Raw genomic sequence first — 13746 nt, 5'->3', positions numbered from 1 at the left:
GGGATGAACATGCGCATCAGAAACGTCCAGGCCTGGTGGGTCCGCATACCGATCGAAGCCGCGAAGCAGCATCGCAGCGACTTCGGTCAGGTAGCGACCTTCGACGCCGCCATTCTGCGCATCGAGACGGACGACGGGCTGGTCGGCTGGGGCGAAGGCAAGAACGCCGCCGGCAGTGCCGGCAGCTATGGCGCGCTCGTCCATATGCTGAACCACGAGGTCGGCCCGCAATTGATCGGCCGCGACCCCGCCGACATCGGCGTGATCTGGGAGATGCTCTACAATGGCGTGCGCCACGACAGTGCGGCGCGCGCCGGCCACGCCATGCCGCAACTGGCGCGCCGTGGCATGAGCGTCGCCGCCATCAGCGCCGTCGATATCGCACTCTGGGATATACTGGGCAAATCGCTCGGGGTTCCGGTCTGGCGGCTGCTCGGCGGCCGTAAGCTCGATCGCATGCAGGCCTATGCGTCCGGCGGTTGGGCGCCCGCTGACACCATCGGTGAGCAGCTGAAATCCTACATTGCCAAGGGCGGCTTCAAGGCGCTGAAGATGCGGATCGGCGCCATGGATGGCGCCCCGCACATTTCCGCAGCCCGCGTGCGTGCGGCGAGACAGGCACTTGGTCCCGATGTCGACCTGATGGTCGATGCGCATGGCACCTATACGGTGGCCGAAGCCAAGCGCTTCATCCATCTCGCCGCCGACCTCGACCTCGCCTGGTTCGAGGAGCCGGTCATAGCCGACGATAAATCGGGCATGGCCGAGGTTCGCGCCTGTGGCTCGATCCCGATCGCCACCGGCGAAAGCGAGGCGACGCGCTATGCTTTCCGCGATCTCGCGGTGCTGAAATCCGCCGACATCTTCCAGCCGGATCCCGCCTTTTGCGGCGGCATCAGCGAAGCGATGAAGATCGGCACCATAGCCAGCGCCTTCAATTTGCGTTTCGCGCCGCATCTATGGGCCGGCGCCCCTTGCTTCTTTGCCGGACTGCATGTCTGCGCTGCTTCGCCGGCGAGCTTCACCGTCGAATATTCGCTCGGCGCCAACCCGATGATCCATGATCTTGTCGAAGAGACTGTCGAAGCAAAGGACGGTATGATAGCGATCCCCGAAAAGCCGGGACTGGGGTTCACCATTTCGGAGCGGTTCCTGGAGGCGCACGCGCAACGCTGTTGACGATGAAAGAAAAGAACCTTCTCGCCGAACTCGCCGCCTATCTCTTCTCCCATTCGGACAAGGAGACGGGCCGCACGCCGTCGGAGCGCGAACTGGCGGAGCACTTCGGCGTCAGCCGCGGCCAGATCCGCGAGGCGCTGGCCATTCTCGAAGCCATGCGCATCGTCGAGCGCCGCGCCAAATCCGGCATCTACATCGACACCAAGCAGGCCAGCGTGGAAGCCATGGCGCTTTTCGCCCGCGCCGGCCTGCCGCTTGACCCGATCCAGATCTACGAGACGGTCGAGCTGCGCAAGATCCATGAGATCAAGGCAGCCGAACTCGCCTGCTCGCGCGCCACCGAGGAGAATTTCGAGCGGCTGCGCGAAATCCTGAAGGCCTCGGAAGACCGCATTGCCGCTGGCGAGGGCCTTGCTAAGGAAGACCGCGAATTTCACCTCGAGATCGTGCGCGCGACCAAGAACAGCGTCTTCCACAATGTCTGCAGCGTCTACTACATGATGGGTGAGCTGCGCCTGCCGATCTATTTCAACGATCCCGAGCGCTCAGTGCGCTCGCATGCCGAGCACATCCAGATTTTCGAGGCGCTGCTACGCCGCGACGGCAATCTCGCCCAGGCGCTGATGAGCGCGCATCTGCAAGGCGCGGAGAGCTACTGGAAGGGCCTGATCGAAGGCCGTGAGGCAGACCCGCCAAGTCCGGCGCTCGAAAAGGCCTAGGCAACTCCAGGAAAAGTGTGAAACGGTTTTCCCGGGGAAGCGCGCAGCGCTGTCCCTGGGGACTTGCTGATAAACAAACGGGAGCCCTATGCCCAAGATCCTGTCGACGCACACGCTGCATCCGCGCGCCGCTGCCATGCTGGTGGGCGCCGGCGAGCTTGTCATCGCTTCCAATGTCGATGCAGCCACGCTGGCCGGCGAGGCGAGGGACGCCGACATCGTCATCGTCCGCGCCCACCTGCCGCCGGCCCTTTTCGAAGGCGCAACGAAGCTGAGGGCGGCCATCCGCCACGGCGCCGGGCTCGACATGATCCCGATGGAGGCGGCGGCCGCCGCCGGCGTGCTGGTGGCCAACGTGCCGGCGGTCAATGCGCGCTCGGTCGCCGAGCACGTGATGTTCGTGGCGCTGGCACTCTCCCGCCGCTTCCGCGTGGTCGATCGCGATCTGCGCGCGAAAGGCTGGCTTGCCGGCCGCGAGCACGCCAATTCCAACAGCGAACTCGCCGGCAAGACCGTCGGCATTGTCGGCCTTGGCGCAGTCGGCCACGCCGTCGGCCATATCGCCGCGCACGGCTTTGACCTCAATGTAGTGGCGACGACGCGCAGCCTGCAGCCGGCGCCCGAAAGGGTCGGCTTCCTGTCGATCGACGCGCTGGTCGAGCAGAGCGACATCATCGTTTTGTGCTGCCCGCTGACGCCCGAGACGCGCGGCCTGATCAGCCGCGAGCGCATCGCCCGCATGAAACCGCATGCGCTGCTGATCAATGTATCGCGCGGCCCGGTGATCGACGACGATGCGCTGATCGAGGCCTTGCAACAGCGCCGCATCGGCGGCGCGGCGCTCGACGTCTTTGCGACGCAGCCGCTGCCTCCAGGGCATCCCTATTTCGACTTCGACAATGTCATCATTACCCCGCATATGGCCGGCATTACCGAGGAATCGATGATGCGCATGGGCGTCGGCGCGGCCGGTGAAACCTTGCTGGTGCTGGCCAACAAACTGCCGGTCAACCTGCGCAATCCCGAAGTGGTCGAGCACTACCGCAAGCGGTTTCCGGCAGGCGTCTGAACGCGCCTCAATTTTCTCGAATTCGCCAGCGACCTTGGCGCCATGTCGAAGATCGTCGCATCAACGCTCATGGCTGTCAGTTTCTGCATTGCAACGGCACAGGCTGGGGCCGCTGGGCAGAACAGCTATGTGCCATGCGACAACGGCCTGCGTTGCGTTGTGGCGCCTTGCCCTTCCACCAGCGCGCTCGACCTCGCCACCGGCATGGTTGTGAAAGGTGTGTGGGTCGATATCGACGGCCTGTCGCCGCAGGACAAGGCACTCAACCTCCCCGACAAGCTCTATGCCGGCAAGCTTGTTGTCGCGGGTACGATCGAGAACCGGCCGCAGAGCTTCAACGGCAAGCAGTACAGCCTGCCGACACTGATCGTGACCGGCATCGAACGCACCGCCAAAGACAGCGAACGCAAGCACTGCTCGTCACGCTGAAACGCCGGTCAGCGGCCAAGCAGCCGCTCGACTCCGGCCGCGATGCGCAGCAAATGATGGTCATGGCCATTGCGCGCCACCAGCATCAGCCCCGCCGGCAGCGTCATATCAGGCATCGGCAGCGAGATCGCGCACAGGTCGAACTGGTTGGCGACCTGGGTGTTGCGCAACAGCAGGCCTTCGGCCTTGTTGCGTAGCGCTTCGTCACTGGCCATGGTGGCGATCGAGGGCGCGACGATCGGTACGGTCGGCAGGGCAAGCACATCGATCGACGCCAGGCGTTCGACCATGGCAGCGGCGAGTTCGCCGCGGCGGCGGATGGTCCTGATATAGACCGAGGCAGGAATGGCGAGCGCCCGCGAAAGCGGGCCGCTGACATGCGGGTCCACCGGCACCGATGCTCCGACGGACAGCCAGTTCGCATGAACCTCCGCGCCCTCCATCGACGCGATCGAGGCGCGTTTGGTCGCTGTGCGCATCTCGGCAATCAGATCGTCGATCGGCAGGTCGACGACACGCGCGCCGCTTTGGTCCAGCGCGCGAATGCATCGCTCGAAGCCTGCTGCGACCTCCGGTTCCGTGTCTTCGAACAAAACGCCGCGCGGGATGCCGATGCGAAGCCCGGCAAGTGAAAACGGCAGCAGTGCCGGCATCGCCTCGCCAGCCATCGCCGCGTCCGCAGCAGCGCATTGGGCGACGGTTCGAGCAAGCGGCCCGATCGAGTCCAGTGTGGCGGACAGTGGATAGGCGCCGGTGAGCGGCACCCGCCGCGCTGTCGGCTTGAAGCCGACAACACCGTTCAGCGACGCCGGAATGCGCACGGAACCGCCAGTGTCGGAACCGATGGAAATCTCGCACGTCCCCTCGCCTACCGAAACCCCGGCGCCGGATGACGACCCGCCCGGAATCCGGCTGGTATCAGCGGCATTACCTGGCGTGCCGTAGTGCAGGTTGTCGCCGATGGCGGTGAAGGCGAATTCGGTCATGTTGGTCTTGCCGAGGACCACAGCACTTGCCTGCCGCAGCCGGCTGACGACGGTGGCGTCGCGCAAAGCGGGCGCGGTGTTCCGCAGCATCAGCGAGCCGGCCGTGGTCGGCTCGCCGGCGACATCGAACAGATCCTTGATCGAGACAATTGTTCCGTCGAGCGGTCCAAGTGTCACGCCAACCTTGCGCCGCGCATCGGCGGAATCCGCCGCCACGCGTGCGGCTTCGACATAGAGCTTGGTGAACACGCGTTCTTCACCCGCACGAGCAGCGACACGGGCGAGGATCATTTCGAGGTGGTCACGGACAGATTGCATTTCGGTGTCGGACTCCTGACGCCCTGAACGTCATAACGGGGTGCGGCAGTTCATGGCTTGCCGAGACTTAACCCGGCGCAGGCGGTTTTGCACACCCCTGCCGGACGGAAGGAGGAAGCCGATGCTGTACAAAGGCAGCTGTCATTGCGGCAAGGTCGCCTTGGAGTTCAAAGTCGAACTGATCGGCGCCGTGCGGTGCAATTGCTCGATCTGCTCACGCAAGGGCGCCCTGCTGTGCGCCATCCCGCATGACAGTCTCACAGTCCTGGCCTGGGGCGATGATCTCGGCACTTACACATTCGGCAATCATGCGATGGCGCAGCGGTCCTTGATCTCGGCGTCGGGTCTTCCGGTCAAGCCGGAGGATGACGGCGTGAGAGTTGAGAGGGCGACGCAACCGACCGTCGCGGACCGGCGCGTGCGCGACCTGCCGGATAGCGTCAGCTGCTGATCATCGCGCTGTCTTGTTGAGAGCGGTGACGACCAGCGCGAGAACCACCGCCGCGGCGGCGATTTCCCACACGAAAGCCTGCTTGTAGAAAGGCGGCGTGGCGAGCTGCGCCTTGCCGGCGAGAGTGTTGGGGTCCGGTGGATTGAGGAAGAAGACGCCGTAGAGATGCGCCGCCGTGATCGAAACCAGCAGCACAATGCAGAAGACCAGCGCCACGACCAGCGCTACGGTCACCACACTGCGCACCTTGACGCCCGGCTGGGCCAACGGCAGCAGGTTGTTGATGAGTCCGGCAAGCACCACGAGACCGCTGCCGACCGCGTACAGGCCGATGGAAAAGGGTTGGAAGATCAGCACCAGCGCCATGACGCCGAGGCCAATGATGAAGACCTCGAGGGAGAACGCGCCGGCGCGGCTCATGCCGGAAGAACTGTCGCTCATGACCGCACCGCCTTTCCGGCGCCATCGAAGACATGGGTTTGCCTGGGATCGGGGCGTAGATTCAGCGCCTCGCCGACCTTGACTCGCTGGCTTCTCGTCACCACGACGCGGATGTCGGCGCCTGCCGCCGTGCGGGCATGAATAAGGGTTTCGGCGCCCATGGGCTCGATGAGCTCGGCCCGGGCGGAGATGGTGCCACGGTCCCCCGTATCGGTCGCGGTGAAGGCGCGGGGGCGGACACCGATCGTCACCTTGCCGGGCTGCAGGCGCGCGACCGCCGCGTCCGTGCGGATCGCCAGACTAGTGCCGGCCACGGTCATGTCCGCCATGCCATCGGCGAAGGTCTTGAGGTCGGCCTCGAGAAGATTCATCTGCGGCGTGCCGATGAAGCTCGCCACGAAAGCATTGGCGGGCTTGGCAAATACCTCGTGCGGTGAGCCGACTTGCTCGATCAGGCCGTCCTTCATGATGGCGATGCGGTTGGCCATGGTGAGCGCTTCGAGCTGGTCATGGGTCACGATCACGGTCGCTTTGGAGAGGCCCTGCAGCACTTCCTTGATCTGGCCACGCATGGTCTGGCGCAGTTCGACATCGAGACGCGACAAGGGCTCGTCGAAGAGGAAGCAATTGGGGTCGCGGACGATGGCGCGGGCCATGGCGGCGCGCTGCTTTTCGCCCTCGGATATCTGGTTCGGCAGCCGGTCGAGAACGTGCTCCAAGTGGAGGATCGCAGCGACGCGGTTGACGCGGGCAGTCCGCTCAGCCCCGGAAATGCCGTCATGATAGAGCGGGAAGGCGATGTTCTCGCCGACCGATGCCGACGGGTAGAGCGCGTAGAACTGGAACACCATGGCGATGTCGCGCTTTTCGGGCGGCAGGTTGTTCATCACCTTGCCGGCGATGACGACCTCGCCGTCAGTGACGCGTTCCAGCCCGGCGATGACGCGCAAGGTCGTCGTCTTGCCACAGCCGGACGGGCCGAGAAGGCAGACGACCTCACCGGCGGCCACCGACAGGTCAACGTCCTTGACCGCGGTGAAGGAGCCGAAGCGCTTGGTGACTTTGCGGAGTTCGATGGTTGACATCTCAGCGCTTCACTGTGCCGAAGGTAACGCCGCGCAATAGATGGTTTTGCAAGAAGAAGGTGACCAGGAAGACTGGGACGAGGAACAGGGTTTCGATGGCGGCAAGCAAAGTCCAGTCGGTGCCGCGTCCACCCGACGACACGGCCTGGTTCATGGCGACCGGGACCGTCCTGGTGTCGGGCCCCGAGAGCAACAGGGCGAAGAGGAACTCGTTCCAGGTGAGGATCAGGCCGAACACGAACGTGGCGGCGAGCCCGGCAATGACCTGGGGCAGGCAAATCTTGAAGAACACCCGCATTCCGGACGATCCGTCGATGCGGGCGGCATCCTCGACGTCTGGCGACAATTCATCGAAGAAGCTCTTCATCATCCAGATGGTGAAGGCCAGGTTGAAAGCAGTGTAGAGCATGATGATGCCGAGATACGAGCCCGACAGGCCCACTACGCGGAACATCAGGATCACCGGAATGATCACCACAATCGCCGGCAGCATACGCGTGGTCAGGATGATGAACAGGTAGGTGTCATTGCCTTTCAGCGGATAGCGCGAGAAGCCGAAGGCCGCCAGGGTGCCGATGACCAGCGCCAGCAGCACCGACGCCGAGGCGATGAAGATCGAGTTGAAGAAATAACGGTCGAATCCTGTCGCTTCCGGGGCACCGTCCGGCGTCATCGAGCGAGAAAAGACGGACCCAAAATTTTCGAGCGTGGGCTTGAACACAAAATGGTCCGGAATCAAGCCGAACAGCGACGTGGGCGACAGCGTCGGAGGCACCAGGAGCGCGTCGCCCTGCGGTTTGAAGGCGGTGAATATGATGAACAGCACCGGCAGAAAATAGATAAAGGCGACGACGGCCACGGCGAGCGTCCGCCCCCAGCCGGCCTCGTCTACTCCGCTGGCCCTGCGGAAGCCGAGCTTTCCCAATATCGATTCGGCCACGGGTTAGGCTCCCTTCGTACGGCGGTTTGCGAGGTACAGGTAGAGGTTGGTGAGAACGATCACCATGAACAGCATCAGATAGGAGATCGCCGCGCCCTCACTCGTCTTGTTCTGCTCGTTGGCGATGCGGATCAAGTGATAGGAGATCGTCAGCGTGTCGTTGCCGCCCTTGGTGAGGAGGATGACGAGATCCGCCAGCTTGAATGCCTCGATGGTGCGGAAGAGAAGGGCCAACATCAGAAGGCCTCGGATGTAGGGGAAGGTGATCATCCAGAATTGCCGCCAGCCGGAAATACGGTCGATGGCAGCGGCCTCGTAAAGGTATTTCGGCACCGAGACGAGGCCCGCCAGCACAAGGAGCATGACGAAGGGCGACCACATCCATGCGTCGGCGAAAACGATTCCCGCCACGGCACCGACTTTGTTGCTCATCAGGATGAACTGGTTGCCGGAGATGGAATTGATGACGTAGCTGAGAATCCCGAATGTCGGGTCATAGTAGTAGGTGAAGAACACGCCAGAGGCGACAACCGAAAGCATCATCGGTGTCAGCACCAGGATCAACAAATACTTGCGCAGCGGAAATTGCTTGGCGAACAGGATGGCCAGCAGAAAGCCGACGATCATCTGCGCGGAGACGGTGAACACGACGAACATGGCGGTATTGATCAGCGCGCCCCAAGTCGCGTGAGCAGCGAGATCGTTGGTAAGGATCCGGACGTAGTTCCCGAGTCCGACGAAGCGGATCGTCTGCTGGTTTGCCTGGTAGGCGAAGAACGAAAGGCCCAGCGACCACAGCAGGGGGAAGATATTCATCACAAACAGGACGGCGATTGCCGGAGCGACCAGCAAGGCGCCGAAGTAGTGGCGGCGATACGCGTTGACGGTAAATGCGGCCGCGACCAACGCCGCCATGGCGCCCACCACCCAGAAGGAGACAGCCGCCGGCAAGCCCGCCATTGATATGGCCGACACGACGACAGCGACAGCGATGGCGAGTTTCCAGTTGTGGGCAACAACCGCGGTAAGGCGTGGTGTCTGCAGCGTGCTTGAAACAGCGGTCATGGGAGTCCGAAATATGGAGCGCCTGACGTGGCAATGACGGGGAGCGGCTTTTGCCCGCTCCCCGCAGCTATGTCGGAAGGTTACTGGATAAGGCCATCGTTCTTCAGGAGGTCCTCCTGGAACTTGGCGATGTTATCCAGAGTGGTCTTGGCGTCCTGCTTGCCAGTGATGGCTAGGTCGTACTGGTCCTGCTGCTGGGTGAGCAGTTCGAAGAACTGCGGCACGTGCCACATGTCCTTCTGCCAGTCGAGCGAATTCGCCCAGGCGCGGTCCCACGGACGATAGGTCGCATACTTCGGATCGCTGTAGACCGACTTGATCGCGGACTGGCCGCCGGCGGCGGCGAACTGGTGCTGGATATCAGGCGAGAGCCACCACTTCACGAAGCCCACCGCTTCCTTGATTTGCTCAGGCGTCGTCCAGGTGGTGAGAACGAAAGGCTGTCCGCCGATCTGTGACGTACGATTCACCTTGCCGTCGGCGCCGCGCAGGCCTGGCGCCAATCCGAACACCAGCTTGTCGGAAACCTTCGACGTCTTGGGATCGAGCGAGGCTTCGGCGAGACCGATCCAGTCGATGTTCATGGCCACCTTGCCTTCACGGAACAACTGGTCCGAGACGAAGATGTCCATGGTGCCGGTCTTGACCACCGGCGGCATGTACTTCAGCAATTTGAGGAAATGCTCCATGCCCTCGATGGACTTCGGGGAGTTTACGACGCCTTCGGCATGTCCGGTCGGGGCCTTGGTTTCATCCCAGATGCCGCCGCCATGCTCCCAGACGAACGTGTGGACCGAGCTCGTCGAGAAGTCGTAGCCTTTGCCTGCCTGATAGGCGATGCCATAGAAATCGTCATCCAGCACCTGGCCGGCGAGCTTGTCGCCCTTCTTGCGCTGGAAGAATTCGCCAACATGCTCGAAGGTGTTCCAGTCCATGGCGTCGATTTCTTCGCCGGTGCAGGGCAGCTTCTCATTGTACTTCGCCTTGTAAGCGGCCTGCTCGTCGGCGTTGCAGAGCACGTCCTTGCGGCCGTAGGTGACCAGCACGTCCGGGAACTGCGGGAAGCCGTAGTAGTTCGGCGTGCTGTTGGGATAGGTCGAGTAGGCGTTGAGCACGGCGGGATGCATCGACTCCATCGTCGCCTTGAGTTCCGGGTCGGCATCGATGAGATCGTTGATCTTGCGGAAGTAGCCGCCTTCGACGAAGGCGCCCAGCCACTGCGAGTCCGACACGATGAAGTTGTACTTCTTTTCGCCCGAGGTCAAAGAGGCGTTGACGCGGGTGTAGAAATCCGGCCACGGAATGAAGTCGACATCGAGCTTCACGGTATTGCCAGACTTTGGCTTGTACTGCTCGTCGAAGAACTTCTTCATAATGCGGGTCGGGGGCCAATCCGGCACCGCCATCGTCAACGTCACTTCTTCGGCAGAGGCATAGGTCACGCCTCCCACCAGTAGCGTGGCAGCGAAGCTTGCGGCTGTCGCTAGGCCTTTCACTTTGGTCATCGCCGTCATTCGCGTTTCCTCCCTTGGTTAACCGTATTGCTTCTCGCCGTTCGCGTCAGGTCATTGCCTGGCCGCTCGCGGCGCGGAAGACGTGGATTTTCCTGTTATCGATGGCGATCGATGCCGAATCGCCGGTCCTGATGCTGGCGGCGATCGCTTCCGGCAGCACCATGCGCAACATCTGGCCGCCGGCCTCGACCGAGACGATTGTGATGTCGCCGAGCGGTTCGACCAGATGCACCTTCGAGGCAACCCCGGCTTCGCCCTTGGCGGCGAGCCGAATGTCGCTCGGGCGAATGCCGATCAGCGCGGCCTCGCCGGCATCGGCAGTCTCTGGCGCCGTCGCCGGAACCAGAGTCCCGAGCGGCGTGTCGAAAGACCTGGTGTCGGCGCGCACCGAGGCCGTGAACAGATTCATGTGCGGCGAGCCGATCTTGCTGGCGACATATGTATGGATCGGCTGCTCGTAAAGCTCGTCCGGCGTGCCGATCTGGACGATGCCGCCATCGCGCATGACGGCGATCGTCTCGCCCATCGAGAGAGCCTCGAGCTCGTCGGGCGTGGCATAGATCACGGTCATGCCGAACTGGCGGTGCAGCCGCTTCAGCTCGGCGCGCGTCTCGTGCCGAAGCTTGGCGTCGAGATTGGTGAGCGGCTCATCGAGGAGAAGAATCTTTGGCCGGCGGATCAGGGAGCGGCCGAGCGCGACGCGCTGCTGCTCCCCGCCGGACAGGGTTGCCGGCTTGGCCTTCAGGCGGTGTGTCAGCTTCAGGATCTCGGCGGTCTCTTTCACCCGCTTGTCGATCTCGGCGGGCGCGGCTTTCTCCTCGCGCAGCGGATAGGCGAGATTGTCATAGACCGTGAGGTGGGGGTAAAGCGCGAAAGACTGGAAGACCATCGAGATGCCGCGGCCGGCGATCGGCGCATGGGTCATGTCGCGGCCGCCGATCTCAAGCGTGCCGGAGTCGGCCTGGACGAGGCCGGCGATAGTGCGCAGCGTCGTCGTCTTGCCAACCGAGCTCGGCCCGAAGAGTACGAAGAAGCGGCCTTCGTCGACGGCGAAGCTCAGGTCGTTGATGGCGCGCACGGATCCATAGGCCTTACTGAGCCCATCGAGGCGCAGCGCAATCCCCTTGCCGGCACTGGCGCGAGGCGACGTCTGCGTCACGATGCGCCACCTCGTGCGGACGGAACACGCGCCATCCGTATGATCCTCCTCGCCCTGCCGAAATGGACTGCGGCTGTCATTCCCGATCCGCCTTTTCTTTCCTAATCTGGTATTACCAATTTAAGATGCCCGTCAAGCGCTTTCTTGAAATTCGCCGTCACCAAAATAAGCTGGAAACGTCCGCTATATGTTCGTATTTCCTTCATTTTTGGCAGTTCTCCACCTTCATCCCGTTCGCAAAACGCCAATCCCCGGAATTACTGAAATCGCCGACCTTCAAATCTGGTCGAACCAGATTCGCTCCGAGCTACCGCAGCGACCGCCCCGGATTGCCCTCGACAACCCCCCAATCGGTCCGCATCGGGAGAAGTCTCATATCCTGCATCCGCCTTCGTCCAGCCCTCCTCCATGCCCAATTCACGCCGCCACCACCCCTGGTCAGGATGGCGTCCGGAGTCGCGCCTGCCGCACCAGCGCTGAGGCCGCCCATTGGGCGACGGCCAGGGTCTTTCCGCTGTCCAGGCCCCAGATGTCCTTCAGCACAATCAGCAGTTCGACGCCGAAAATCAGCGACAGCGCCTGCGCCAGGCGCTCGAATTCGCGCGGCGGCAGCTCGCCCCTCAGTGGCGCCAGCGCATCCTCCAGCAGGCCCATGCGATGGCCGCGGGTAAAGGCCGGCTCGCCACCCAGCGCGCCTGCCTGCTGGCGGGCCCACTGGTCGAGCGACAATTTCAGCGCCGCCTTGAACGTCGCCTCGAAAGCCTCGATGCGCGGCATCGCGCTGTCTATCAATTCCGCCAGGCGGCGTTCGGCATCGGACGAATCGGATCGCCACTCGAGTATCGGGCCTAGCCCCTCGTCGACGACCGCCTGCACCAGGGCTGTCTGGCTGGGGAAATAGCGGTAGGCGGTGGCGCGCGACACTTCGGCCGCTTCGGCAACCTCGCTGACCGAAGGCGTGACGCCAGCCTGCATCAACCGCGTTGCCGTCTCCAGCATCAGCCGCTTTGTGCGCGCACGGGGCCCACGCTCGGCGGCATGGTCAGCATCGTCGTTCGCTGCGGCTTGTTGACGTGAGACATCCATGTCAATACGATACGCGCGTCTCAAAAATTTGCAATGGCCTTCGCTTGCCGACGGCTGGCAGAAGCCGACGACAAACGTCGGCCGCGTGACGACCGGGGAAACGCCATGAAGCGCATCTATGTGGTGGGCACCGCCGACACCAAGGGCGAGGAACTCGCCTTCCTGGCCGACGCAATCACCGCGGCCGGTGCGGCTGTTGCCCGCGTCGATGTCGGCACGCGGGGCGCGACCGTGCCGGTCGACATTGCGGCACGCGAAGTCGCCGACCATCATCCCGCTGGCCGCGGCGCCGTGCTTGATATCGACGACCGCGGCACCGCCGTCGCGGCCATGGGCATGGCCTTCGCCCGCTTCGCGCAGTCGCGCACCGACATATCAGGCATCATCGGCCTCGGCGGTGGCGGAGGCACCTCGATCATCACGGCAGGCATGCGCGCATTGCCGCTCGGCCTGCCCAAGATCATGATCTCGACGCTGGCCTCCGGCGACACCGCACCCTATGTCGATGTCTCCGACATCGTCATGATGCCGGCTGTGACCGACATGGCTGGCCTGAACCGGCTGTCGCGTGTCGTGCTGCACAACGCCGCCCAGGCGATATCGGGCATGGCGGCGAAACCGGCACCGCCGCCCGGCGGCAAACCATCGATCGGCCTCACCATGTTCGGCGTCACCACGCCTTGCGTGACCGCCATCGCCGACCAGCTGCGCTCGACCTATGACTGCATGGTCTTCCACGCCACCGGCACCGGCGGCCGTTCGATGGAAAAGCTCGCCGACAGCGGCCTGCTCTCCGGCGTCATCGACATCACCACGACGGAAGTCTGCGACCTCCTGTTCGGGGGCGTGCTGCCGGCGACCGACGACCGTTTTGGCGCCATCGCCCGCACCGGACTGCCCTATGTCGGCTCGGTCGGCGCGCTCGACATGGTCAATTTCTGGGCCCAGCCGACGATCCCGGAGAAATATCGCGGACGCCTGTTCTACGAGCACAATCCGAACGTGACGCTGATGCGCACCACACAGGGAGAAAACCGCGCCATCGGCGAATGGATCGGCACAAGGCTGAGCCTCTGCGACGGTCCAATCCGCTTTCTCATTCCCGAAAAAGGTGTCTCGGCGCTCGACATCGAGGGCGGCGCCTTCTTCGACCCGGAAGCCGATGCCGCTCTGTTCGACGCCATCGAGCGCACGATCAACCCAAGCGACGCCCGTCGCGTGACGCGCTTGCCGTTGCACATCAACGACCCCGAATTCGCCAAGGCTGCGGTCGCTGCCTTTCTCGACATCGCCAGACAGTGAGAT

At 63.3% G+C, this 13746-nt stretch carries 14 protein-coding genes; 6 read left to right on the top strand and 8 right to left on the bottom strand.

Annotated features, from left to right (window positions below; translation table 11 throughout):
- The first annotated feature begins 9 nt into the window (after window positions 1-9).
- From AC1D0N_RS25085 to AC1D0N_RS25070, 4 genes are all read left to right on the top strand, one after another.
- Window positions 10-1179, top strand: coding sequence for a mandelate racemase/muconate lactonizing enzyme family protein (locus AC1D0N_RS25085; protein ID WP_477248659.1), 1170 nt, complete (start codon window positions 10-12; stop codon window positions 1177-1179).
- Window positions 1180-1181: 2 nt separating this feature from the next.
- Complete coding sequence (locus AC1D0N_RS25080; protein ID WP_477248658.1) at window positions 1182-1898, top strand: FadR/GntR family transcriptional regulator; 717 nt, start codon at window positions 1182-1184, stop codon at window positions 1896-1898.
- Window positions 1899-1986: 88 nt separating this feature from the next.
- Window positions 1987-2967, top strand: coding sequence for an NAD(P)-dependent oxidoreductase (locus AC1D0N_RS25075; protein ID WP_477248657.1), 981 nt, complete (start codon window positions 1987-1989; stop codon window positions 2965-2967).
- A 42-nt stretch (window positions 2968-3009) separates the two neighbouring features.
- A complete protein-coding gene (locus AC1D0N_RS25070) occupies window positions 3010-3396 on the top strand; it encodes a hypothetical protein (RefSeq protein ID WP_477248656.1) in 387 nt (128 codons plus the stop codon).
- 8 nt (window positions 3397-3404) lie between these two features.
- On the opposite strand, the gene AC1D0N_RS25065 is transcribed toward AC1D0N_RS25070, so the two are convergent.
- On the bottom strand, window positions 3405-4700 hold the full coding sequence (locus tag AC1D0N_RS25065) for an amidase (protein WP_477248655.1): 1296 nt from the start codon (window positions 4698-4700) through the stop codon (window positions 3405-3407).
- A 121-nt stretch (window positions 4701-4821) separates the two neighbouring features.
- Here AC1D0N_RS25065 and AC1D0N_RS25060 point away from each other — a divergent pair, with 121 nt between their 5' ends.
- Complete coding sequence (locus AC1D0N_RS25060) at window positions 4822-5151, top strand: GFA family protein (RefSeq protein WP_477248654.1); 330 nt, start codon at window positions 4822-4824, stop codon at window positions 5149-5151.
- Here the strand turns inward: AC1D0N_RS25060 and AC1D0N_RS25055 are convergent, their stop codons facing one another.
- The 7 genes from AC1D0N_RS25055 to AC1D0N_RS25025 all read right to left on the bottom strand — a co-directional run bounded on the left by AC1D0N_RS25055 (window position 5152) and on the right by AC1D0N_RS25025 (window position 12441).
- The gene (locus AC1D0N_RS25055) at window positions 5152-5592 is read right to left on the bottom strand and encodes a hypothetical protein (RefSeq protein ID WP_477248653.1); all 441 of its coding nucleotides are present in this window, start codon (window positions 5590-5592) and stop codon (window positions 5152-5154) included.
- The gene (locus AC1D0N_RS25050) at window positions 5589-6677 is read right to left on the bottom strand and encodes an ABC transporter ATP-binding protein (protein ID WP_477248652.1); all 1089 of its coding nucleotides are present in this window, start codon (window positions 6675-6677) and stop codon (window positions 5589-5591) included. The genes AC1D0N_RS25055 and AC1D0N_RS25050 overlap by 4 nt, the downstream gene beginning before the upstream one ends.
- Before the next feature lies 1 nt (window position 6678).
- On the bottom strand, window positions 6679-7617 hold the full coding sequence (locus tag AC1D0N_RS25045) for a carbohydrate ABC transporter permease (RefSeq protein ID WP_020629045.1): 939 nt from the start codon (window positions 7615-7617) through the stop codon (window positions 6679-6681).
- Window positions 7618-7620: 3 nt separating this feature from the next.
- Entirely contained in the window at window positions 7621-8682 is a 1062-nt protein-coding gene (locus tag AC1D0N_RS25040) for a carbohydrate ABC transporter permease (protein ID WP_477248651.1), read from the bottom strand.
- A gap of 80 nt (window positions 8683-8762) precedes the next feature.
- Window positions 8763-10196, bottom strand: a complete 1434-nt coding sequence (locus AC1D0N_RS25035) for an ABC transporter substrate-binding protein (protein ID WP_477248650.1) — start codon at window positions 10194-10196, stop codon at window positions 8763-8765.
- 46 nt (window positions 10197-10242) lie between these two features.
- Entirely contained in the window at window positions 10243-11355 is a 1113-nt protein-coding gene (locus tag AC1D0N_RS25030; protein WP_477248649.1) for an ABC transporter ATP-binding protein, read from the bottom strand.
- A 438-nt stretch (window positions 11356-11793) separates the two neighbouring features.
- Complete coding sequence (locus AC1D0N_RS25025) at window positions 11794-12441, bottom strand: TetR/AcrR family transcriptional regulator (protein ID WP_477248648.1); 648 nt, start codon at window positions 12439-12441, stop codon at window positions 11794-11796.
- 105 nt (window positions 12442-12546) lie between these two features.
- Here AC1D0N_RS25025 and AC1D0N_RS25020 point away from each other — a divergent pair, with 105 nt between their 5' ends.
- Window positions 12547-13743 (top strand): Tm-1-like ATP-binding domain-containing protein, encoded by a 1197-nt coding sequence (locus AC1D0N_RS25020; protein WP_477248647.1) that lies wholly within the window; start codon window positions 12547-12549, stop codon window positions 13741-13743.
- Window positions 13744-13746 lie beyond the last annotated feature (3 nt).

This window comes from Mesorhizobium sp. P2_E10 (genome assembly GCF_056404235.1).
The sequence above is the reverse complement of the archived record's forward strand: the minus strand, read 5'-3'. Positions and strand labels throughout refer to the sequence as shown.

Bases quoted from the DNA above. Each gene is read 5' to 3' on its own strand.
- AC1D0N_RS25085 (WP_477248659.1), top strand. From the start codon at position 10: ATGCGCATCAGAAACGTCCAGGCCTGGTGGGTCCGCATACCGATCGAA.
- AC1D0N_RS25080 (WP_477248658.1), top strand. From the start codon at position 1,182: ATGAAAGAAAAGAACCTTCTCGCCGAACTCGCCGCCTATCTCTTCTCC.
- AC1D0N_RS25075 (WP_477248657.1), top strand. From the start codon at position 1,987: ATGCCCAAGATCCTGTCGACGCACACGCTGCATCCGCGCGCCGCTGCC.
- AC1D0N_RS25070 (WP_477248656.1), top strand. From the start codon at position 3,010: ATGTCGAAGATCGTCGCATCAACGCTCATGGCTGTCAGTTTCTGCATT.
- AC1D0N_RS25065 (WP_477248655.1), bottom strand. From the start codon at position 4,700: ATGCAATCTGTCCGTGACCACCTCGAAATGATCCTCGCCCGTGTCGCT.
- AC1D0N_RS25060 (WP_477248654.1), top strand. From the start codon at position 4,822: ATGCTGTACAAAGGCAGCTGTCATTGCGGCAAGGTCGCCTTGGAGTTC.
- AC1D0N_RS25055 (WP_477248653.1), bottom strand. From the start codon at position 5,592: ATGAGCGACAGTTCTTCCGGCATGAGCCGCGCCGGCGCGTTCTCCCTC.
- AC1D0N_RS25050 (WP_477248652.1), bottom strand. From the start codon at position 6,677: ATGTCAACCATCGAACTCCGCAAAGTCACCAAGCGCTTCGGCTCCTTC.
- AC1D0N_RS25040 (WP_477248651.1), bottom strand. From the start codon at position 8,682: ATGACCGCTGTTTCAAGCACGCTGCAGACACCACGCCTTACCGCGGTT.
- AC1D0N_RS25035 (WP_477248650.1), bottom strand. From the start codon at position 10,196: ATGACGGCGATGACCAAAGTGAAAGGCCTAGCGACAGCCGCAAGCTTC.
- AC1D0N_RS25025 (WP_477248648.1), bottom strand. From the start codon at position 12,441: ATGGATGTCTCACGTCAACAAGCCGCAGCGAACGACGATGCTGACCAT.
- AC1D0N_RS25020 (WP_477248647.1), top strand. From the start codon at position 12,547: ATGAAGCGCATCTATGTGGTGGGCACCGCCGACACCAAGGGCGAGGAA.